Annotated in this window: 19 protein-coding genes; 10 read left to right on the top strand and 9 right to left on the bottom strand. The window is 33.2% G+C overall.

Features of this window, described 5'->3' with window-relative positions; all coding sequences use genetic code 11:
- Positions 1-25 precede the first annotated feature (25 nt).
- The 10 genes from Q1A73_RS01180 to Q1A73_RS01135 all read left to right on the top strand — a co-directional run bounded on the left by Q1A73_RS01180 (position 26) and on the right by Q1A73_RS01135 (position 11,716).
- Entirely contained in the window at positions 26-4,387 is a 4,362-nt protein-coding gene (locus Q1A73_RS01180; RefSeq protein WP_299600613.1) for an RHS repeat-associated core domain-containing protein, read from the top strand.
- Positions 4,388-4,394: 7 nt separating this feature from the next.
- Positions 4,395-4,817, top strand: coding sequence for a hypothetical protein (locus tag Q1A73_RS01175; protein WP_299600610.1), 423 nt, complete (start codon positions 4,395-4,397; stop codon positions 4,815-4,817).
- Positions 4,818-5,041: 224 nt separating this feature from the next.
- The gene (locus Q1A73_RS01170; RefSeq protein ID WP_299600607.1) at positions 5,042-5,659 is read left to right on the top strand and encodes a hypothetical protein; all 618 of its coding nucleotides are present in this window, start codon (positions 5,042-5,044) and stop codon (positions 5,657-5,659) included.
- A 680-nt stretch (positions 5,660-6,339) separates the two neighbouring features.
- Positions 6,340-7,074 carry a hypothetical protein gene (locus Q1A73_RS01165; protein WP_299600605.1) on the top strand — a complete coding sequence of 245 codons (735 nt, stop codon included), beginning with the start codon at positions 6,340-6,342 and terminating at the stop codon, positions 7,072-7,074.
- 79 nt (positions 7,075-7,153) lie between these two features.
- Positions 7,154-8,083: a hypothetical protein gene (locus Q1A73_RS01160; RefSeq protein ID WP_299600602.1), complete on the top strand. Its 930-nt coding sequence runs from the start codon at positions 7,154-7,156 to the stop codon at positions 8,081-8,083.
- Between the two features lie 4 nt (positions 8,084-8,087).
- Entirely contained in the window at positions 8,088-8,555 is a 468-nt protein-coding gene (locus tag Q1A73_RS01155; protein ID WP_299600600.1) for a hypothetical protein, read from the top strand.
- Positions 8,552-9,820: a hypothetical protein gene (locus Q1A73_RS01150; RefSeq protein WP_299600598.1), complete on the top strand. Its 1,269-nt coding sequence runs from the start codon at positions 8,552-8,554 to the stop codon at positions 9,818-9,820. The genes Q1A73_RS01155 and Q1A73_RS01150 overlap by 4 nt, the downstream gene beginning before the upstream one ends.
- Positions 9,808-10,122: a hypothetical protein gene (locus Q1A73_RS01145; RefSeq protein WP_299600595.1), complete on the top strand. Its 315-nt coding sequence runs from the start codon at positions 9,808-9,810 to the stop codon at positions 10,120-10,122. The genes Q1A73_RS01150 and Q1A73_RS01145 overlap by 13 nt, the downstream gene beginning before the upstream one ends.
- The gene (locus tag Q1A73_RS01140; protein WP_299600594.1) at positions 10,119-10,583 is read left to right on the top strand and encodes a type II secretion system protein; all 465 of its coding nucleotides are present in this window, start codon (positions 10,119-10,121) and stop codon (positions 10,581-10,583) included. The genes Q1A73_RS01145 and Q1A73_RS01140 overlap by 4 nt, the downstream gene beginning before the upstream one ends.
- A gap of 2 nt (positions 10,584-10,585) precedes the next feature.
- Positions 10,586-11,716 (top strand): type II secretion system F family protein, encoded by a 1,131-nt coding sequence (locus tag Q1A73_RS01135; protein WP_299600592.1) that lies wholly within the window; start codon positions 10,586-10,588, stop codon positions 11,714-11,716.
- 13 nt (positions 11,717-11,729) lie between these two features.
- On the opposite strand, the gene Q1A73_RS01130 is transcribed toward Q1A73_RS01135, so the two are convergent.
- The 9 genes from Q1A73_RS01130 to Q1A73_RS01090 form a co-directional block, all read right to left on the bottom strand.
- Positions 11,730-12,182 carry a hypothetical protein gene (locus Q1A73_RS01130; protein WP_299600590.1) on the bottom strand — a complete coding sequence of 151 codons (453 nt, stop codon included), beginning with the start codon at positions 12,180-12,182 and terminating at the stop codon, positions 11,730-11,732.
- 509 nt (positions 12,183-12,691) lie between these two features.
- A complete protein-coding gene (locus Q1A73_RS01125; protein ID WP_299600587.1) occupies positions 12,692-13,594 on the bottom strand; it encodes an aldo/keto reductase in 903 nt (300 codons plus the stop codon).
- A 38-nt stretch (positions 13,595-13,632) separates the two neighbouring features.
- The gene (locus Q1A73_RS01120; RefSeq protein ID WP_299600585.1) at positions 13,633-16,644 is read right to left on the bottom strand and encodes a glycoside hydrolase family 3 N-terminal domain-containing protein; all 3,012 of its coding nucleotides are present in this window, start codon (positions 16,642-16,644) and stop codon (positions 13,633-13,635) included.
- 5 nt (positions 16,645-16,649) lie between these two features.
- Entirely contained in the window at positions 16,650-17,135 is a 486-nt protein-coding gene (locus tag Q1A73_RS01115) for an ABC transporter ATPase (RefSeq protein WP_299600583.1), read from the bottom strand.
- A 120-nt stretch (positions 17,136-17,255) separates the two neighbouring features.
- The gene (locus tag Q1A73_RS01110) at positions 17,256-18,047 is read right to left on the bottom strand and encodes a (Fe-S)-binding protein (RefSeq protein ID WP_299600580.1); all 792 of its coding nucleotides are present in this window, start codon (positions 18,045-18,047) and stop codon (positions 17,256-17,258) included.
- Positions 18,048-18,104: 57 nt separating this feature from the next.
- Positions 18,105-18,551, bottom strand: coding sequence for a phosphoheptose isomerase (locus Q1A73_RS01105; RefSeq protein WP_299600578.1), 447 nt, complete (start codon positions 18,549-18,551; stop codon positions 18,105-18,107).
- A 66-nt stretch (positions 18,552-18,617) separates the two neighbouring features.
- A complete protein-coding gene (locus Q1A73_RS01100) occupies positions 18,618-19,937 on the bottom strand; it encodes a (Fe-S)-binding protein (protein WP_299600576.1) in 1,320 nt (439 codons plus the stop codon).
- Positions 19,938-19,950: 13 nt separating this feature from the next.
- Entirely contained in the window at positions 19,951-20,901 is a 951-nt protein-coding gene (locus Q1A73_RS01095) for an MlaD family protein (RefSeq protein ID WP_299600574.1), read from the bottom strand.
- A gap of 86 nt (positions 20,902-20,987) precedes the next feature.
- Positions 20,988-22,124, bottom strand: coding sequence for an N-acetylmuramoyl-L-alanine amidase (locus Q1A73_RS01090; protein WP_299600571.1), 1,137 nt, complete (start codon positions 22,122-22,124; stop codon positions 20,988-20,990).
- Positions 22,125-22,233: the final 109 nt, after the last annotated feature.

Below are 22,233 nucleotides of genomic sequence, written 5' to 3'. Positions count from 1 at the left end.
CAATCAATTTAAATTAAAAGAAAAAATGATACATTTTCATAAATACATTAGCTGTCTTTTCTTATTAATGTTATCCTTTGTGGGTACAGCACAGGATTTAAATTGGTATAAAAATTCAGGAATAGAAACTGGTACAAACAATACCCTTACAGGTAATGCACAAGTATTGTCTTTAGAAGTCTTACCAGAAGGAACATCAACAGGATACTTCGAGATCACTAATTTTAAAATTGATGGAAACAATATCGCTGGTTTCTTAGAAACTAGATATTCTGATGTAACCATATTCCTTTCGCAAACTTCGATCACAACCTTAGACGATCGAAATGCATATTCTATTAAAATTCTTAACGAAGGTAGAAGTGATGATCCTTTTTCATCATCTTACAAAGTCGTTGCCAAAAAACCCGATGGATCGATTATTGGAACACTAACCAATATAGCTCCACAAACATCAGATCGATTACGAATAGAAAAAATCAATGCTACGCAGTTACGTTTCTCTTATAATTCACAAGTATTAGGAACCGTTACCGATTCAAACCTATCTTGGCTTCGTGCTGGATATGCAGGTAATCTGAGTGCCGATGTTTTTCCACCTAGAGTATTATCCTGTATTTATAGTCAACAAGGATTTAATATAACAAGTAATAGTTATGGCCCTTTTTCGGTGACCGATACCGACAAAAATTGGGTTTCCGTAAATACCTATGGAATCACAGAAAATCAAATAGGAAATTTAACTGGTGCAAGTGTTACCTATTATGATGATATTGGTAAAACTATGCAATCTCAAGTCTTTGATAAAAAAGGAAAGAAAACTTGGGCTAGTGAAATTAGGTACGACCATCAAGGAAGACCTGCTGTCAGTACGCTAACAGCTCCTATTGGGAATGCTGGAAGCTTTAGCCATAAAGATGGTTTTATAAAAAAAACAGGGAATGCCAATTTCGATATCGCTGATTATGAAAAAGAAGATATAGAAAACCCGACCCCTGTTACTAATGAGGAAAATACGCTTGGGTGGTACTATAGCAATAGTAATAATAGTGACCCATATCAAGATGTAACAGATCGTCCCTATTCCAGAACTATTTATAGTGAACTTAATCCTGGGACAGCTTTAAAAACGATTGGTGGAAACAAAATGGGAGACGAATGGAAACAAGGATATGTGTTTTCTATGCCTGCTGGGAATGAACTCTCTCAACCGAACGCCTTTGGAGAAACTAAATACAATGATTACAAAATTATAAAAACAGTTTCCAGAGATGTACATGGGGTAGAAAGTGTAGTATTTACAGATACAGATGGTCGTACACTAGCAGCTGCAAGAAGTGGTAATGAAAAAGGCGGAATTGATAATTCCAGAACATCTACAGTTACTATTGGAGAACAAAAATTTGTAGATATCCATATTCCTGTAGGCTTGCAAGGTATAACAGTGACCAATGAAAACTTCGGAAATTTATCGAATAACCATTGGTTCGAAGTTTATGATTTAGTCTCAGAACAAAAAATCACTACAGCTTTTGGAAGTTTACCTAGCGGATTTTATAGAATATCCTATGTAGCTTCTGGTACTCCTACAATACAAGTAACCTATCCAGAAAACTACTATGATTATAGCCTGAACGAATATGACAAAGTGGGTAGACTAATCAGTAGTAAGCAACCCTTACAGCAACTAGAAAGCACTTTTCAATACAATACGTTAGGGCAACTAGTGTTTTCTCATAGTCCAGATGAAGGTGATGCTTGGTTTAAGTATAAAGATGACGGGCAAATACGATTTTCGCAAAATAGTAAACAAAAAGATTCGCATTCATTTTCCTATACCAACTATGATCAATTAGGTAGACCTGTAGAAAGTGGAGTCTTTTATCCTAAACCGGTTAGTGACGTTTTTTCTAATATCGATCCTAACGAGGATTTATCAATTCTTGGAATAAGATCCGAAGTACATACTACTACCTATGACGTATTATCATCAGATGATTTAGATTATCTCGCTAATATACACAGCAGTTATGCCAATCCTTCTTTTTTAAGTGGTAATGTAGCAAAAACTTATAACGAGAATACCACTACCTACTATAGCTATGATATTTATGGAAGGGTACAATGGATAGTACAAGACATTAAAGATTTAGGAGATAAGACGATTGATTACGAATATGACCCTATTACCAGTCAGGTAAGCCGTGTGCTCTATCAAAAACATGGTACAACAGACTTGTTTATCCATAGATATACCTATGATAAAGATGATTATAGTTTAACCAAAGTGGAAACCTCTACCGATGGATCCACATACAAAGAGCATGCGGAATATAGCTATAATGAAACAGGAGCTCTAAAACGTTTAAATTTAGCACAAGGATTGCAAGGAATTGATTATGTATATAATTTAAACGGTGCACTAAAAAGTATCAATAGCCCAAATCTTACGGCTACATCGGATCCTGGTGGGGATAACAATGATCTTTTCGGGATGAATATTCATTATTATAAAGATGATTACAAGAGAACAGGAACCCCAAGAACTATTCCTTCTACTGCTAATGGTATTGAACAATACAATGGAAATATCAAAGCCATCACCTGGAAAACCACAAATATAGATGATAACAATCCGGATACGTATTACTACACCTATAACAAAAATAATTGGTTAACAGGGGCTAGTTTTAATACACAAGTAAATGAAGCAGATCCATCTATCCAAATCGAAGAAACCAGAAGTCAAACTGTAACAGAAACCGAAGATGTAGAAGCCAGAGCTACGGTACTACTAAAACCAGGATTTAACATCGTAGCCTCTAGCTCTAAAACTTTTAGTGCCCGCATTGCTACCGATGGAACTGTGCAAGGAAACGGAGACTATAATGTATCAAACATTACCTATGATGCTAATGGAAATATCCAATCCCTAAATCGTAATAAAGATACGTATCAGGGAAGTAATGCTATGGATCAACTATCTTATACTTATAAAACGGACAAACCGAATCAACTACTCAGAGTAGATGATGCTGCGGGAGAAGTTGATGGAGCAGATGATATAGGAGATCAGATTACTCTAGAAAATTATAAATATAACAAAATTGGACAATTAATAGAAGATTGGGAGTATGTAACTCCGGAAGATCCTGAAAATGTCATACGTTATTCATACAATGCCAGTGGATTGGTTACAGAAGTATCTAAAAAAAATGTAACTTTAGTTAAGTTCTTTTACAATGATAAAAACCATAGAGTTCGCAAAGAATCTTATAATCCCAATAGCAGTGCAGTAAGCATAACGTATTACGTAAGAGATGCTGCGGGAACCGTAATGGCTATTTATAATAAACTAGACGCAAATGTGCCTAGTGGAGGGGCTAGTCCTCAAATTGCAGAGCATACTATTTATGGCGCTAGCCGATTAGGTGTTTATAAAAGAGGATTGTTTGGCGAAGGTAACAGCTATTATGAACTTACAGACCATTTAGGAAATGTACGTGCGGTGGTAGGTAGAGATAAAGATAATAATCCTATTGCAATGACAACGGCCACAGATTATTATCCTTTTGGTATGCCAATGCCAGGGCGAATACAAAATGGTAGTGAGCAATATAGATATGCATACCAAGGACAGGAAAAAGATACCGAAACCGGGAAGGAAGCCTTCCAACTTAGATTATGGGATAGTCGTATAGGAAGATGGTTGACTACAGATCCGTATGGAGAGTTCTCTTCGCCCTATCTTGGTATGGCTAACAATCCTATCAGAATAATTGATCCAGATGGCGGGTGTACTTCCTGTCTATCATTTGAAACATTAAGGGGCATTAATGAATTCGTTTCTTATCGAACAACTGGAAATCCTTTTACCTATCTAAAAGATGATTTCATTCAGTTAGATGAAGTTTATTTAGGCTTGTTAGACAGAATTGAAAGTAGGGATCAACTAGACCCATCGACCGTAGGACATAATATTTTTTATCTAACATATCCTGGAGGAAATAACCCTTTAACTTATAATGGAGATTATACATACACTGCAATCCCCAAAGATTTATCGGGGTATCCAGCAATTGGTCATGATCGGAGATATGACAATCTTAATATCGCGGGTGCATCTGGATTATTTACTGATACTAGAGCAATTGGTGCAGACTGGAAATTCGTTTCAGAAGAATTAGAAATAGCTGGAAATCCAGTTTTACCATTAAAAACAAGATTATATGCTGGTACTTTAGGAGTTGGTTTAGGATTAGCAGCTTTACCAAAAACTTTAGTTAAATTAGCCGAACCAAATGGAGTTGGAATGATGGAAATAGAAATTTATTACCATCTCAGTAGTCATGGTGTAACGAATGCTCCAGATAAACCGATAAGATAATAAACTTATGAAATTTTCTCTTCTCTTTTTTCTTTTTCTTTTGTTATCCTGTAATGTAGCACCAGGAAGTTATCCTTATGCTGAGAGATATGAAATTAACTTAACAGAAACTGATATAATTCAAAAAATCAATGATTTTAAAATAAAAAATCCTGAATATCATGTCCCAAAGGAGTTTAGGATTACCGATGGAAAAAGAACTGAAAATGATCATTGGTTTCATGTTTATTTTTATTATAAAGAAAAAAACATTGTAGTAAAAACTTGGATTAGATCTAAATCAAAAGCTAAAACAATTTTTGCTTTTGTTGGAATAAAAAAATATTCTGAAAATAGTAAATGGAAAATGATCAATAAAGATTTTGACAATTTAAATAACAAAAACATTCTTGATGAATTTGAAAATAGAATTTTAAAAAATTTCAATTAACATTGAAACTACTCCAAACCTCTTGTGAGAAGTTTGTACCAGTTAACGCTAGGTAAGACATTAGGAAGAAATTAACAACAGCCACGATCTATTTTATAATAGGTTGTGGTTTTTCTTTTTCAATATTCAATATCTGTATCATAAGATGTAAAAAAGTAAATCTAAAATGGTAACATTTATCTCTCTTTTGACACTTATCTATATATCTTAAAGTAAACTAACATATGAAACATACTACACTCCTACTATCTTTAGTATTCGCTATATTTTATTCTTGTAGTCTACAAGCTCAAAAAAGTAGTGCTATACTCATTTTTAAAGATGGTACAGAACTAAAAGGATTTGGAAAAATCAAGAGTTTTGGAAAAGTAAAATTTCGAAAAACAAAAAAAGACAAAGCCAAAAAATATAAGTTTGATGAGCTCCACAGCGTGAAAATTTATGAAGGTGGTGAATTAAACACCTATGTATATAAATCCATTAAAGACAGTGAATTTCCAAAAGTTTTACAACTAATCACTGAAGGGAAAGTAACTTTATATAAAATCCATACAGAAGGATATTATGGAACCCCAAATATAGGTGCTGGAGGATTTGGTGGTACAGGAGTAGGTTTCGGTGGAGGAAATTATTATTCTATGAATAGTTACTATGTAAAAAGAGAGAATGAAGAAGAAGTAACACATTTAGGATCCACTCATCTATTCAGTAAAAACTTTAAAAAAGCTGCTTCTACCTATTTTAAGGATTGTACTTCTTTAGTCGAAAAAATACAGAACAAAGAATTCAAGAAAAGACATATCCGAGAAGTGGTAGAATATTATAACAATGATTGTCATTAAAGAAAGACGGAAGATCGAGGTGCGATGCTAGAAGTCCGAAGTTCGAAGACAAAGGCTTAAAGCTGTAAATAGAAACTGCAACTAAAAGTCTTCAAACATCTGACATCCGACATCAAACCAAAGCTGGAAGATCGAGGTCCGATGCTAGGAGTTCGAAGACCGAAGACAAAGGCTTAAAGCTGTAAATAGAAACTGCAACTAAAAGCCTTCAAACATCTGACATCCGACATCAAACCAAAGCTGGAAGATCGAGGTGCGATGCTAGAAGTCCGAAGATCGAAGACAGAAGCTTGAAGCTGAAAATAAGAATTGTAACTTAAAAGTATTCAAACATCAAACACCCGACATCAAACCAAATCTGGAAGATCGAGGTGCGATGCTAGAAGTCCGAAGCTCAAAGACAGAGGAATGAAGCTGGAAATAAGAATTGTAACTTAAAAGCATTCAAACATCAAACACCCCACATCAAACATCTGACATCCAACTCCATGTACCTAACTTCCCACACCTAATAAAAAAATTACAATTTCGTGGTAACATTTTTGGTGTAAAAGACACTATATAGTAGAAAACCATTTGTAAAAGAGTAACCATTATAATAATTGATGCCTTTTTAGTATAATTTGCTGGCTTCTCTTATCTTTGGCGGCTCATTTTGTGGTAGATACAAAACTTAATTTATGAAGTATAAAACGTTAATTGTTATAGTAATTAGTGTAGTAACCATGATCAGCTGTCGTAGCATTTCTGTAAACAAATCTGCTATGCACACAGCTACCACTACTCCAGTAGCATTAGGAGTTATTGGAATTCATGAAAATCAAATGCGTAACACTGATTTTCAAGTAACGGCAATACCCAACTATCAACAAAACATTCGCGTAGGAGTTACTCCGGTTCATTTTGATAACACAACCTACAAAGCATACCTACAAGCGTCTACACAAAATAAACAACAAATAAAATACGTTGATTCTTTAGAAAAGAAACCTAAATTTCTAAAACTGGAAATCATCGATTGGGTAGGTCTTATCTCAGAATTAGAGCAGGACTATAACCAACAAACGATTAGTTATCTAAAAAGACAAAAAGATGCTGAGATCATTGCCTCGGTATCCATGGCAGTTAATCAGCAGATTCTTTTGGAAATACAACAGGCAGAAGCTGTTTTTTTAGTAAATAAAAAGTACAAGCAATATGAACTAGCCTTGGTAAAAGATGGCAAACCACATAAATATATAGATTTTGGTAATACTACTTTATTTGGGTATCGACTATCCTATTTCTGCTGGGGCGAAAATGAAAAAAGAAGAGTATCCTTATTCGATATTGTAGATGAGAATGACCAATGTCCTAAGAATACTTATAAAAATGCAGATAAAGCGAAAGAAAACATAAATTATTTCAAACTTTAAAAGTCCATCTAGTAGCTGAATTGAGGTACTTTTCAATTCAAAATGAAAGTGAAGGCCTTTTAAAATTTTAGAAAAGCACATGAAAAAACAGATATTATATATCACGATACTACTACTCTCACTTTATAGCTGTGAAGAGATTTTATTCGAAGAAGATATCACCGATGATGTCGTTTCATTGATCGCTCCATCAGATGGTACCGAAGTAGAAAGCACTTTGCTAACCTTTAGTTGGAATACCGTAGATCATGCTACTTCCTACCGATTACAAATCGCTAGATCAACCTTCGAAAATGCCACACAAATTGTAGAAGACACTACGGTAACCACTGCAAGTTTTAGTACTACTTTAACTAAAAACAACTATCAATGGCGTGTAAGAGCTCAAAATACTGGATCGCAAACAGCATACACTACCGCAAGTTTTAGTATCATAGAAAGTGAAGATTTTTCTGCTAGAGAAGTACTATTGTCCTCTCCTGCCGATAATACAATTTCTAATAACACTGCTGTGAATTTACAATGGGAAACAGTATCAGATGCCACCGCTTATAGAGTGCAATTAATAGATGATAACGATCAGGTACTAACAGAAGAGACTACTGCTAACACCTCTATCCAAATCACCTTTCCGGAAGGAGTAACTACTTGGCAAGTCCGTGCAGAAAACGATACTCAGAACACCTTGTATTTTAGCAGAACATTGACTATTGACAGTATGAATCCTCTAAAACCTGTTACCACTGCTCCCGTCGATCAAGCGACACTAACAGATACTGCAGTGTCATTTACTTGGACAAGAGACGCTGTAGAAGGAACAACAGAATTTGATAGTATCTATATCTATAGAAATCAACAACTAACCGATTTAGTAACGAAAGATCAAGTAACCTCTCCTGCGGATATTACATTAGACGCTAGTACTACTTATTATTGGTTTATAAAAGCATTTGATGAAGCAGGTAATCAAAGTGAAGCCAGTGACACCTTTAGTTTTACTATAAATTAATAGCATGTTAAAAGGAAAAAAAGGCATATATGTATTGTTACCATTGGTGGTGTTTATCTGGGGAGCAATTATTTTTCAGGTAGTAGACGCCTTTTCAGATGATGATCCAGAAATTACTGATATCACAACAGTATCGTTTGCCAAGATAGAGGCTAAAGAACGAGAAAAGTTTGAAATTAGCAATGTAGAAAGGGATCCTTTTTTAGGTACCATATACAAACCTAAAAAAGTAGTAGCAAAACCTACCTCCATTAGAAAAAAACAGGAAGTTGTTTGGCCATCTATACAATATAAAGGGTATGTTGCTACGCAAAACAAATCTGCTACCATCTTTTTAATCGAGATCAATGGATCAGAACAACTGTTAAAAATTAATGATTCTTTTGCTGATGTTAAATTAATTAAAGGATCATCCACAATGGTGAAATTAAGGTATAAGGGCAAGAGCAAACAATTTCAAATTTTGAATTGAAAATATTTCATAAAATAAAAGCACAAGCAATGCAATTCGCATTGCTAGTTTCGGTAATCATTGCCATATTACTTAGTGCTTTTTTATTACTTACGCACGTACAGTCCTTTTTTAAAATAAAATCTCAAGAATTAATTACAGCCGTAGAATTGGCAAATCATCAATTATTAGTTTCGCTACAAACACCCGTAATATCAGAAGATACAATCCAAAATAGTGTAGATTCAAAAACCACTAAACTAATAGCCACGTACCATGGTATCTGGACAAAGACTGTATCTGATGTTATTACAAACAATAGAAAAATTAGAAAAGTTGCTTTTTCTGGTACGGCAATAGGTCTGAAGACTCCAAATGTATATATAGCAGATAAAAATGCTCCTTTAGTTATTGTGGGTGACACCCGTTTAGAAGGAAATAGCTATGTACCAACACAAGGTATAAAAGCAGGAAATATTTCTGGTAATTATTATCAGGGATCTTCTTTATATTATGGCAATGTATATCAAAGTAAAGAAACCATTCCACCACTAGATAATAAGTGGATTTCATATATAGAGTCATTTACAAATGGAGTGTTTATAGACGAAGAATTAATGGTTCCATTGGAAAAAGAAATAAAGAACTCCTTTGACAACCAACCAATGTTACTATATGACCCAACCCCGATCTTTTTAGGGAATGAAAATATTACTGGAAATATTATCATACAATCAGCTTCTAAAATTGTGGTTAGTAGTGCTGCTACATTAACAGATGTCATATTGATTGCTCCAGAAATAGTGGTACAAAATAATTTTAAAGGCAGTATTCAGGCGATTGCTACAAAAAAAATAACCATAGGAGAACGGTGTCTACTCTCCTATCCTTCTTCAGTTACACTATTTGATAAAAACGTTATACCTACTGGACAAAACAACTCCCAAAATAATCGTAACTCGGATTTTATTATTCATAAAAACACAGAGATTGAAGGTGCAGTACTATATATAAGACCAAAAGGAGAATTACAAAATCGGATAAAGTCTCACATGAAAATTGATGATCATGTTCTAATAACAGGAGAGATTTATTGTAACGGAAATATAGAATTTTCTGGTACTGTAAAAGGTTCATTGTATACCCAGCAGTTTGTGACCAAAGCATCTGGATCTATATATCTAAATCATGTGTATAATGGTAAAATTCTTAAAAATCCTATTGTCAAATATGCAGGGATTCCCTTTAAGGATACTAAAAAAACAGTAGCAAAATGGTTATATTAAAAAAAATAAGAGCTGCTACACTTATTGAGACCTTAACGGCCTCTGTACTCATCATTATTGTTTTTATGATCGCTAGTCTGAGTTTCAATAATATCTTTAGCAATCATCTACGCAGTGATCATAGTGCTATTGAAAACAGAATTAAAGAACTAGAATACAAAATCTTACATGAAAATATAACAATACCCTACACCGAAGATTTTGATGCTTGGGAAATTGAAATTATCACAAAAAACAATATCGGCATCCTACGCTATAGCAAACAAGAAAAAACATATGAAAAACAGTTAATCATCCCTTGAATACTTCTGCTCATAAAATAAAGGCTTTTACACTAACCGAAATGATGGTGGTATTAGTGATCACCGCTATTGTGGTGGGTTTAGCATTTTCTGTGTTGAGTTTAGTTCAGAAAAATATGAGAAGTATTGAAAATAATTATGAATACCAATCGCAAATACGATCCTTAGAAGTGGCATTGACTATAGATTTTAATAAATATACATCGATTCATTGGAATGCTAAAGAAAATATACTATCGTTATCCTCACCCAATAAAGAGAATCGCTATATTTTCACAAAAGATAGTGTCTACAATAATCAAGATACATTTCGATTGCAAATAAAAGACATTCAGTATTTTTTTGAAGGTAAGAAAGTGAATTCGGGATCCATTGATGCTGTCAAATTAAAATACATGAAAGCTTCTGATGTACATAGTACATTTGTATATAAATATAATGATCCAACAATATATTTCTGAATATGGGAATCAAAATACAAAATACCGATAAAGTAACATCAAAAGAAGGTTCTTTTGATATTTCAGAAATATTAACCAAAGAGATCACGCTTTTTGGAAACTCATTTAATAATAAGAAAAAAGAACAATGGTACTCAGAACTAAGTGTTTTATTAAAGTCAGGAATTGATCTAAAAAGCGGTTTAGAATTATTATCAGAAACTCAAAATAAAGAAAAGGACAAAAAACTAATGAGTACTATGCTATCGAAATTAATCGATGGAACATCTTTTTCTGAAATATTAAAAGCTGATAAAAACTTTACCGATTATGAATACTATGCCGTAAAAATTGGAGAGCAAACAGGCGAATTAGCTCAGATTACTTTAGAATTAAGTGATTTTTATAAAAGAAAAAATGATCTCCGAAGAGAAATTATTTCTGCACTAACCTACCCTGTAATTGTATTGCTTACCGCTTTGGTAGTCATATTTTTTATGTTGCGATATGTTGTTCCAATGTTTATGGACATATTTAAACAAAATAAAGTAGATCTTCCTAGTATTACAGAATCGATTATTGGTTTTTCCAATTTTGCAGGAAAAAACGGCTGGATTATCTTAGGAATTATGATCGCTATTCCTATCATTATATCGCTCATATCTAATAAGAAATGGTATCGAAAAATTATTGGAACCATACAACTTAAAATTCCAATATTGGGAAATTACGTGAAACGAATTTATATGGCACAATTTACACAAGCATTATCGTTGTTAACGTATGCCAAAGTCCCGATGGTAGATAGTATAGATCTCGTAAAAAATATGATCAACTTTTATCCGCTTCAACAAGGGCTTCATAAAACAAATCAAGAAGTAATTGCTGGTGCTAAACTAAGTGATTCCTTTGCGAAAAGCAGTATTTTCGACAAAAAGTTGATTGCAATGATTCGCGTTGCGGAAGAGACGAATCAAACAGAATTTATATTTCAAAAACTAAACGAACAATATAATCAACAGGTAAAACATCAATCACAGGTCATATCCAATGTCTTAAACCCGATACTAACGATTTTTGTGGGAATTATAGTTGGTGTAATTCTAATAGCTATGTATTTACCAATGTTTAGGTTGAGTAGTGTAATCGGATAAGATTATCAACAATTTAAGCCGACATTACACTTGTTCTAATAGAGTATTCATCTATACTTGATAGATTGCTTAGTGAATGTATTTGATCCGAAGTATTACTAATAATATCTTCATAATAAGCCAATGTCTTAGCATCAAAACCAGGAGTATCTTCAGCCGTTATTTTAAAAATATCCATTTGATAGATAAAATTATTTAAGATATGATGACTAGAAGATAGCATAGCTTTATAAATTTGAAGCTTGGCATTTTCCAATTTTATTTTTTTAATACGCCTTCTAGCATCTAAGGCCAAGAAAACACCAAAAATCAAGAAAGGCAGAATGAATTCATCAAATTTTAATTGCTCAATTTTTGAAAGTGCTATTAATATATATTGAAAAATATCTAATTCTAAGAAAACGGAAGTGAAATAAACGAAAACAGATATTGCCAATCCAATAATCGTAAGCTTGTAGTTGTTCATTATAGGGGTAAGCAGTTTAAATTAATGACGATTTGTGACTTTTATTTATACCGTATGATGTATTCATTTTCAGAATGATATCATATAAAGATCCAATGTTAAGCTCGATAAATGTACATAAAAAAATATTAAAAAAGTATTTTATCGAAAATTTATTAACAATGCATGCATAGTTATTCACAATCATAAAAAAATAGAAAGCTTGACTTTCGAGAAGAGTTTTATGGTACAAATAGAAATCAAGTAACTATATATCAATGTTTTATAAAAAAATCTGACTACGGCACACATACCCCTATGAAACCGTAGTCATTGATTTATAAGCAAAATTGTTTATTTGATTAAATGCCTACCTTTATTCATCAAAATCAATGTTTGCTATAAGTAAGTATCATTTGAAACAAAAATGTTACCCCGATTTTTCGTTTTTTTTTAATTTTTCTTTAAAATATTTTTGTGAGCATCAAAATTGGCAACAAAATTATCTAGAAAACAATAAAATAAGATGACTATGCCACTTCTTGTCCAGTAGAAGCTTCCCAAATTCGAAACCATTCTTCATCAGAAATCTGAACATGTAAGGAATCTACAGCAGATCGGATTCGATTTATTTTAGTAGATCCTATTATAGGAAGTATTCCTGAAGGATGTTTTAATAACCAAGCAGTTAATATCTGATCCGCTGAAACGTTATGTTTATTAGATAAATCACTAACAACAGTATTGATTCTTACCACACTATCCTCAGGGTTTTTAGCAAAAAACTTTCCTCCTGCTAATGTAGAATACGCCATAGGTTTTATTCCATATTGTATACATTGATCTAAAGAACCATCAACAAAAGGTGTTAGATGCAATGGTGAAATTTCTATCTGATTTGTTTGCAAAGGAAAAAAACCATGTAACATTTTAAACTGTGATGTTGTAAAATTAGAAACTCCAAAATGCAATACTTTGCCTTCAGATTTTAGCTGCTCGAAAGCTTCTGCAATTTCTGCTGGATTCATTATAGGACTAGGTCTATGAATCAATAGCATATCTATATAATCCGTTTGTAAGTTTTTTAGCGACTGTTCTACGGATTTTATAATATAATCTTTTGTAGTTTTATAAGACTTAATAAGATTATCTGGTCTATTGGGAGTTACCAACCTAATTCCGCATTTGGTAACAATCTGTATTTTTTCTCGTAATGATTTATTGTTGGCCAAAGCCTCTCCGAACAAAGCTTCTGTAGTATAATGCCCATAAATATCTGCATGATCAAAAGTAGTTACTCCAACAGAAATACAGTCTTCTATTAACTGTAACGACTGTTCTGCACTAAGATTTGCGCCCCAAGTTCCCCAATTCATGCATCCCGCAACTATTCTGGAAAATTCAGGTCCATATCCTGAAACCTTTGTTTTCATAATACTATTAATTTTAAATATTTGGTTAGTGGTTAATTTTAATAATTTATTGCCTCATAAATCAACCGCTGAATCTCGGATCGAATATCATTAGAGATTAATTTTCGATTGGCAGAATCGGGAAATGTTCTATTACTCAGGAACACATAAATTATTTCTTCATCAGGATCCGCCCAGGTAAATGTTCCGGTAAAGCCACTATGACCATAACTATTCATAGATATACAACCGCAAGTAGGCCCTATATCTCCTAACTGTGGTTTATCGAACCCCACTCCACGTCTTACTTTTTTATGACAGTAGGAACAGGTATTAAACTCTGCAATCGTTTCTGGAGAAATGTATTGTTTTCCTCCATAATACCCTCCATTTAAATACATCTGCATTATTTTAGTAACATCATTAGCATTGGCAAATAAACCTGCATGTCCACCAATTCCTCCAAACATTGCCGCACCTTGATCATGCACATATCCATGAATTATTTCTTTGCGATACGCCTGATCATTTTCGGTAGGAACAATACGCTTTTTATTGAATCTATTAATAGGAAGATATCCCATATTACTCGCTCCTATTCCTCTGTAAAAATGTTGCTGAGTTAATGCATCTAAATTATTTCCATAATGATCTTCGATAAAAGATTTCATCATATAATAAGGAAGATCACTATACTTATAACTCAGTCTTTTTCGAAGTTCACTGTCTTTGATACGTAACATCAAAGAATCTTTCATATCACTTCTTAAATACAAATTACCTGTAACTCTAATGTTAAAATCGTCAGAGCGTTTATTTCTATAGTACTTTTTATCAGGTTTAGTAGTAACGCTATCCAAGGTCTTTAGAAAAAATGGAATCCATGCTCTTAAACGAGCATAATGCGACAACATAGATCGTACTGTGATATCTTTCTTATTCGAATCTTGAAAAGAAGGTAATAATTCACCTACTCTACTATCCAATGATAGAATACCTTTATCTTTTAATTCCATAGTTAACGGTAGCGTAGCAAGAATCTTTGTCAAAGAAGCCAGATCATAAATATCAGATCCTTTGACTTTTCTAGATTTCGCATAGGTGTGGTAACCATAGTTCTTATTAAAGATTACTTTCCCTTTTCTAGCTACCATCAATTGCACTCCTGGAGTCATATTTTCTCTAAGCGCTATATTCACAACAGAATCGATACGCTGCAATTTATGGCTATTCATTCCAACCGTTTCAGGAATTCCATAAGCAAGTCGTTTTAAAGACCTTGTTTCCAAACCTGTTCCCAAAGGAAAATCCACCCCCAAACTAACCGGAAGTTTTCCTTTTGCTTCGATAGCCCCAAAAAGTAGTTGTGCTGCCTTTTCTTGAGCAACTTTACTGTTTTGATATGACATCAAAATACCCTCAAAATTTGTAGTTGTCTGTAGATCTAACATCGCATAGGGTCTAGAAAAAACACTAAGCACAGTATTATTAAGTCTAGCTATTTCGTACAACCACACAAGCTCTTTATCTTTAAACTTGTAATCTTTCCAAGGATTAGCATTTGATTTATGTAGCCCTACAATTACATAATTATAGTTCTTAAGCTGTTCTAATATCTCTGGTAATTGATTTCCCTTTACCCAATCTACTTTGGTATATTTATTTAATTCTTCTAAAAAAACTTCACCCGAATCATCACCTAAAGAAACATACGCAATTTTTTTCAGGTCTAAATTTTTTACTGGTAAAATAGCGCGCTCATTTTTTAATAAAGTCAAAGAATTCTCGACCAGTTTATGATGTAATACCTCATTAGCAATACTATTCAACTCTTCGATAAGATATTCTGATTGGATTGGTTTATAAGAATGTAAACCAACTTTATACTTAGCCATCAAAATCTTCTTAACCGAACGTGATAATCGTTTCTCGGAAATTTCTCCAGCATAGTACGCTGAAATAATTTTCTGTGATGCCAAAGGAACATCTTCGGATATTAACAAGATGTCATTCCCTGCTTTGAAAGCTGCTAGATCGATATCTCCGGGCGCTTTAAAGTCCGAAGCTCCTTTCATATTAAGAGCGTCGGTTATCACCAACCCTTCAAAATTAAGACTATCTTGTAATATATTGGTTACTACATTCTCAGAAATAGAAGATGGGTATCCAGATCTATGTTCTAAACTTGGAATATTTAAATGTGCTACCATCACACTAGACAATCCTTCTTTTATTAGTTTACGATAGGGGTATAGTTCTATACTATCTATTCTTTTTTCATCAAAATTGATTGTCGGGAGTGTTTTATGAGAATCGCTATCGGTATCGCCGTGACCAGGGAAATGCTTTGCACTTGCCAACACGCCCTCTTTTTGCATCCCTTTCATAAAAGCTAATGCCTTTTCGGTTACATTACCTTTTTCTTCTCCAAAAGAACGATTTCCGATAATAGGATTTTTGGGATTGGTATTCATATCTACCACAGGAGCAAAATTTATGTGCACTCCTAATCGCTTACAATGCTTGGCAATTTGCTGACCAGTTTCTTCAATTAAGTTGTTATCCTGAATAGCCCCCAAAGTCATATTCCAGGGAAATGCTTTTGTAGAATCCAATCGCATTGCTAATCCCCACTCAGCATCCATTCCAATCATTAAGGGTATTTTAGAAAGCTCTTGATACTCGTTATTTAGTTTTGCCTGACGTTGAGGACCTCCTTTAGAAAATATAATTCCACCAATATGAAATTCTTGGATTAACCTTTTGATCTTATCAGTTTCTTTCTTTGGTTTAGAAGAAAAGACATCCACCATAAAAAGCTGGCCAACTTTTTCTTTCAACGTCATTTTATTGTAGATACTATCTACCCAAAATCGCTGCCGATCCTGTTCATCCTTTACAACCAATGGACTAACCGTAGTATTTCCAACAACCTCTTCTACTTGTAAAGAATCGGTTTTCTTCTCATCTAATATATCCGATACATTGAGAGTATCAGGTTGTTGCGAAAAAACGGATACTGAGAAAACAAAAACTAAAACAGAAAAATATCTTCTAAAAATACAACTCACTAATACTAATTTAAAAAACGGTTATGCCAACTATCTTTTGCTGGTACTTCCCAATCTGTTTTATATTCTGCTAAGTTTGTAACCAGATTGTTAAATACAATTGTATTAGGAGATACAGAGCGATTTTTTGCCATTTTTCTAAAATCTGTAAGAGATTTATAGGCAACAAACTCTCCCTGTTTATAAGAAACATTCATTTTATCCATTAAATCTACCTTATAATCGTTTTCTAACTTTTGAATAAAGTGAACAGAAGCATCGATAGAACATCCTGTCGCTTGATTTAGATCTTGATCTAAGGCAATGGTAATAAAACGCTTGTATTTTATATCAAAGCCAGCTTTAAGGTCTGCCCCATGGGCAGTCCATTGATTTATAAAAACCTCTAGCTTTTCTTGTATTTCTTCTAATTCTTCTTTTGTAAAAGATCTATTGGCCTGATATATCCAAACTCTCGACGTATCTGGCAATTCATTAAAATCTACTAACATCTACTTTCTTTTTATTTTATAAAATAACAAAAAGTATTCCTAATTGTTGCAACAAAAAAGAGTTAATATGAACAAACATATCAACTCTTTACTTATTTTTAGAAATCTTTAAAATTCTTTCTATAAATCTTGAGCATTTGCAATTAACTCTGCTACATCCAACACCTCTATACTATCCTCTTTTTCTTTATTCTTAACCCCATCAGTCATCATAGTATTACAAAAAGGACATCCCGCAGCGATAATATCTGGTTTTGTTTCTAAAGCATCTTCTGTTCTTTCGATATTTACATCTTTATTACCCTGTTCAGGCTCTTTAAACATCTGTGCTCCACCAGCTCCACAACACAAACCATTGCGTCTGCTTCGTTTCATTTCTGTAAGTTCTACTTCTAATTTCTTAAGTAAATCTCTTGGAGCTTCATATACATTATTAGCCCTACCCAAGTAACATGGATCGTGAAAAGTTATTCTTTTACCTTTAAACTTTCCACCTTCAACCGTTAATCGTCCTTCATCTAAAAGAGACTTAAGAAACTGCGTATGATGCATTACCTCATAATTTCCTCCCAACGCTGGGTATTCATTTTTCAAGGTATTAAAACAATGAGGACAAGCAGTAACCACTTTCTTTATTTCATAAGCATTCATTACTTCTATATTAGTAACTGCCTGCATTTGAAATAAAAACTCATTACCAGATCTTTTTGCAGGATCTCCAGTACAGCTTTCTTCAGTTCCTAATACAGCAAAGTCTACTTTGGAACTGTGAAGTAATTTTACAAAAGCTTTTGTAATCTTCTTAGCTCTATCATCAAAACTTCCAGCACATCCTACCCAAAATAAAACCTCAGGCATTTTACCTTCGGCCATATACTCTGCCATTGTTGGCACCTTTACTGCTTCACTCATATGTTTTATTATTTATATACATCGTTTTTGTTAGAAAAGATGTCTTACAAAAATTTATTAATCGTGTTTTCCATCATCAAAAACCTCGATGGTAACTACTCTCTCTACTAGCTCTGTAAATTTACCTGTATATCGAGTAGCTTTTACTAAATGATTATCTATCCAATGATAGTTCCCACCTCTTGGTTTACCCATTAATAAGCTATGGTATTTAAATCCATGCTTATTCAACCAAGTTTCTGTAACCTCTCTATGCTCTTCTGTTCTAGAAGTAAAGAAACAAATAATATGTCCTTCATCATACCACTTATTTAAGGTTGCTAAAGCATCTGGAAAAGGCTCACAAGTAACCATACGCTCTGGTTCTTCGTTAGGAACATCTTCTGTAATTGTCCCATCAATATCGATGAGATAATTTTTAATACCTTCTGGTAAAACTGGACTTATATGTTCTCCAGCTTCAATCTTTTCATGCAATAATTTCTCTACTTCTTCCTTCTTCATAATTTCTAGATTCTCTTAATTTTTAAAAGTTTTCGGTTAATAGTTATGGTTAATAATATTTAATTTTTACTCTTGACTCCAATTTAACCTGTCCATTTGGTTGAATGGCCATGGTGCTCCGTTATTTTCGATATTAGACATCATATTATTTAGGTCTGAAGGCGCAGCACTTTGCTCCATTACCAAATATCTTCTCATATCTAAAATAATAGACAATGGACTTATACTTACAGGACAAGCTTCTACACAAGCATTACAACTAGTGCAGGCCCACAATTCTTCCGTCGTGATGTAGTCATTTAATAATTGCTTCCCATCGTCTACAAAGCTACCGTTCTTATCGATATTATCTCCTACTTCCTGAAGTCGATCTCTGGTGTCCATCATAATCTTTCTAGGTGATAACTTCTTGCCAGTCTGATTTGCAGGACATTCACTGGTACAACGCCCACACTCCGTACAAGTGTAAGAATTTAACAATTGTACCCAATTTAAGTCTGTTACATCGGAGGCACCAAATTTTTCAGGCTCCCCTTCTGGTTCGTCACCCGCTGGAGCTGCAAAGGGATCTGCATTTGGATCCATCATTAACATTACCTCGTTCGTTACCGCTTCAAGGTTATCCATTTGTCCTTTAGGATTTAAATCTCCATAATACGTATTAGGAAATGCTAAAAGAATATGTAGATGTTTAGAAAAGTATAGATAATTAAGGAAAATTAAAATCCCAATAATATGCATCCACCATGCTCCTCTTTCTAAAAGAATTAAGGAACCTTCAGACATTCCATCAAATAATGGTGATATAAATTGACTTATTGGATATGCTCCTGCTTTTACGTAATGATCAGCTCCTAAGTTTTGTAATTGTAAATCTGCAGCATTCATTGTTAAAAACAGGGTCATTAGAACAACCTCGAAATACAGAATTATATTACCATCATTTTTAGGCCATCCTTTTAGCGTTTTAAATCTTCGAATATTGATAACATTTCTTCTAATCCAGAATATAAATACACTTACCAATACTAATAGGGCTAACACCTCGAATGAACCAATTAAAAAGTCATATAAACCTCCTAGAAATGCAAAAATTCTGTGTGTTCCAAAAACACCATCTATAATAATTTCCAGAACTTCGATATTAATAATGATAAAACCTAGATACACAATGATGTGTAGAATACCAGCAATTGGCCTCCTTACCATTTTGGATTGTCCCAAAGCGATACGAGCCATATTATTAAAACGTTCTTTTTTATTATCCGTTCGATCTACATCCTTACCCAATTTTATATTACGAATAAGTTTACGAACGTTTTTTGCAAAATATCCTATTCCAGCGATTAGGATGATTACAAAAACGATATTTGGAATATATTGCATAGTTTAGTGATAGTTAGTTTATTGAATCTGCCGGTTTTACATAAGGTTTATTCTTTTTACCAAAAACCGAAATATTTACATATCTAGTAGGATTTAATCTAAGATCTTGAAGTAGTAATTCTAGTTCTTTACTAGCTCTATCTAAATTGTTATAAAGCTGATCATCCTTTAGTAGCTTCCCTGCTGTTCCTTTTCCAACTTCTAAATCTTTAGAAATTTTATCAAAATTTGCTAATACCGCATCTAAATCATTCACCAATTTACCAATATTTACTTTTGATAATGAATCTGAGAATTGATTTAAATTAGTAGACATCTTATCTAGATTAGAAAGGGTAGTATTTAACTTATCTTCATTACCAGATAAAATATTATTTAAGGATCCTGAAGCTCCCTTGAAGTTTCGAACAGTAATACTTAAATCTTTAAATATAGAATTTAGATTGTTTTTATTATCTACAGATAAAATTCCATTTACAGAAGTTAATAACGTATCTGCGTCTTTAATTGCTGATTCAAGCTTTAATTGTAAAGGAGTAAGTTGCTCATTTACCAATTCTAGTAAACCAGCTTTTACTCTTCCTGGCAAGGTATCTCTATCTTTTGCTTCTTTTCCTACTTCGTAAATTGGGTTAATAGCTAAAGACTTACCTCCAATTAGATCGCCACCATATACCATAGCTTCACTATTTCTGGAAAAAGAAAAATCGCTACTTACATTAAATTCTACAATAAGATTACCTTTGGTATCTGCGAAATTGATAGAAACAACCTTTCCTACAACTAATCCATTGATGGTTACTGGAGAGGAAGGTATTAGTCCCTCCACATTATCATATACCGCGTAAAATGTTCGATCAGATTCTAAAAGGTTCTTTCCTTTTAAAAAACTATATCCAAAAATCAGAAGGGCTATAGCAGATAATGCTAAAATTCCAGTTTTAACTTCTCGAGTAAATTTCAAAATAGCATATATTTAGGACACAAATTTAGAATAAAAAATATACTTCCAAAGATTATTAACGAACGATTTATCAGTATTTATTTAGATTAATTCGATGAAGTATTAGTTTTCAGGGCTTCACTTAACGGAATTATCTCGTTATCCTTAAATGCAACAACAAAACAAGAGGTATATCCCTTAGCAACAGCTACATCTTTTAACTCCTTGATTAAATTATAATTAGGTGTATTTCCAAAGTAATATTTATAAACCTCTCCAAATTGAATTTTTGATAACTGATCCAGTCCATTGAAATTTTTTGGATCTAAAACTACATCGTTTGAGCCTGCTTCAATTTGCACTTTAAATGTTATTCCATCATATAATTCTTCATCAACTGCTTTTACTATAGTATCATTGGTGACTACCTCTGGAGTTTTTGGTTCTGGAACATAATAGGTTTCATCCAGACTATCCTTGTAATCAACTATAGACTTAATGATCGATTTTGCCATATCATCTTGTCCTTTTTTAGAATTTAGATATTTGCCTTCTTTATCATTTGTTAAAAAACCTAGCTCCACTAATACACTTGGCATATATGTCTGATGTAATACTACAAAACCAGCTTGTTTTACTCCTCTACTCTTTCTTTTTAAAGTATTCGTAAATCTTTTTTCTATATAACTCGCCAAAATTAAACTTTGATCCAGATATTCTTCTTGCATAAGCGTAAGCCCTATAATGGATTCAGGAGAATTAGGATCAAAACCATCGTAATTCGCCTCATAATTGTCTTCCATCAAAATAACGGAGTTCTCTTTTTTGGCTACGTTAAAATTTTCATCATTGGCATGCAACCCCAAAACAAAAGTTTCTGTCCCATATGCTTGAGACCTATGAGAATTGCAGTGAATAGAAACAAAAAGATCAGCTTTTGCTTTATTAGCAATCCTTCCTCTTTCATGAAGTTCGATAAATTTGTCTGTCTTTCTTGTGTATACTACTTTAAAACGATCGTCTTTTTCTAATGCAGCTCCTACAGCTAAGACCACTTTTAATGCAATATCTTTTTCCTTATATCCATTCCCTCTATTTCCTGGATCATCACCTCCATGACCAGCATCTAAAGCCACGATAAACTTTTCTGTATTCGAATCAGAAGTTCTGGACATCAAAGCAAATCCAGAGGACACCATAATTAGTGCTACAGATACAATGCTATATATAATTTTCTTTTTCATAATTATCAAAATTATCCCTTAGCTTGAAACATTCCCAAATTGTTTCCGTATTTAGTATAATAATTCTAAAATCACAAGGTTAATGATCTTGGAATTTAATCGACATAGT

Origin of the sequence: uncultured Aquimarina sp. (assembly GCF_947492115.1) — a bacterium.
In the GTDB taxonomy this organism is placed as follows: domain Bacteria; phylum Bacteroidota; class Bacteroidia; order Flavobacteriales; family Flavobacteriaceae; genus Aquimarina.
The sequence above is the reverse complement of the archived record's forward strand: the minus strand, read 5'-3'. Positions and strand labels throughout refer to the sequence as shown.

Coding starts and splice junctions, on each gene's coding strand:
- Q1A73_RS01125 (WP_299600587.1), bottom strand. CDS start 13,594: ATGAAAACAAAGGTTTCAGGATATGGACCTGAATTTTCCAGAATAGTT.
- Q1A73_RS01090 (WP_299600571.1), bottom strand. CDS start 22,124: ATGAAAAAGAAAATTATATATAGCATTGTATCTGTAGCACTAATTATG.
- Q1A73_RS01130 (WP_299600590.1), bottom strand. CDS start 12,182: ATGAACAACTACAAGCTTACGATTATTGGATTGGCAATATCTGTTTTC.
- Q1A73_RS01110 (WP_299600580.1), bottom strand. CDS start 18,047: ATGAGTGAAGCAGTAAAGGTGCCAACAATGGCAGAGTATATGGCCGAA.
- Q1A73_RS01105 (WP_299600578.1), bottom strand. CDS start 18,551: ATGAAGAAGGAAGAAGTAGAGAAATTATTGCATGAAAAGATTGAAGCT.
- Q1A73_RS01135 (WP_299600592.1), top strand. CDS start 10,586: ATGGGAATCAAAATACAAAATACCGATAAAGTAACATCAAAAGAAGGT.
- Q1A73_RS01170 (WP_299600607.1), top strand. CDS start 5,042: ATGAAACATACTACACTCCTACTATCTTTAGTATTCGCTATATTTTAT.
- Q1A73_RS01180 (WP_299600613.1), top strand. CDS start 26: ATGATACATTTTCATAAATACATTAGCTGTCTTTTCTTATTAATGTTA.
- Q1A73_RS01115 (WP_299600583.1), bottom strand. CDS start 17,135: ATGTTAGTAGATTTTAATGAATTGCCAGATACGTCGAGAGTTTGGATA.
- Q1A73_RS01160 (WP_299600602.1), top strand. CDS start 7,154: ATGAAAAAACAGATATTATATATCACGATACTACTACTCTCACTTTAT.
- Q1A73_RS01145 (WP_299600595.1), top strand. CDS start 9,808: ATGGTTATATTAAAAAAAATAAGAGCTGCTACACTTATTGAGACCTTA.
- Q1A73_RS01175 (WP_299600610.1), top strand. CDS start 4,395: ATGAAATTTTCTCTTCTCTTTTTTCTTTTTCTTTTGTTATCCTGTAAT.
- Q1A73_RS01165 (WP_299600605.1), top strand. CDS start 6,340: ATGAAGTATAAAACGTTAATTGTTATAGTAATTAGTGTAGTAACCATG.
- Q1A73_RS01155 (WP_299600600.1), top strand. CDS start 8,088: ATGTTAAAAGGAAAAAAAGGCATATATGTATTGTTACCATTGGTGGTG.
- Q1A73_RS01100 (WP_299600576.1), bottom strand. CDS start 19,937: ATGCAATATATTCCAAATATCGTTTTTGTAATCATCCTAATCGCTGGA.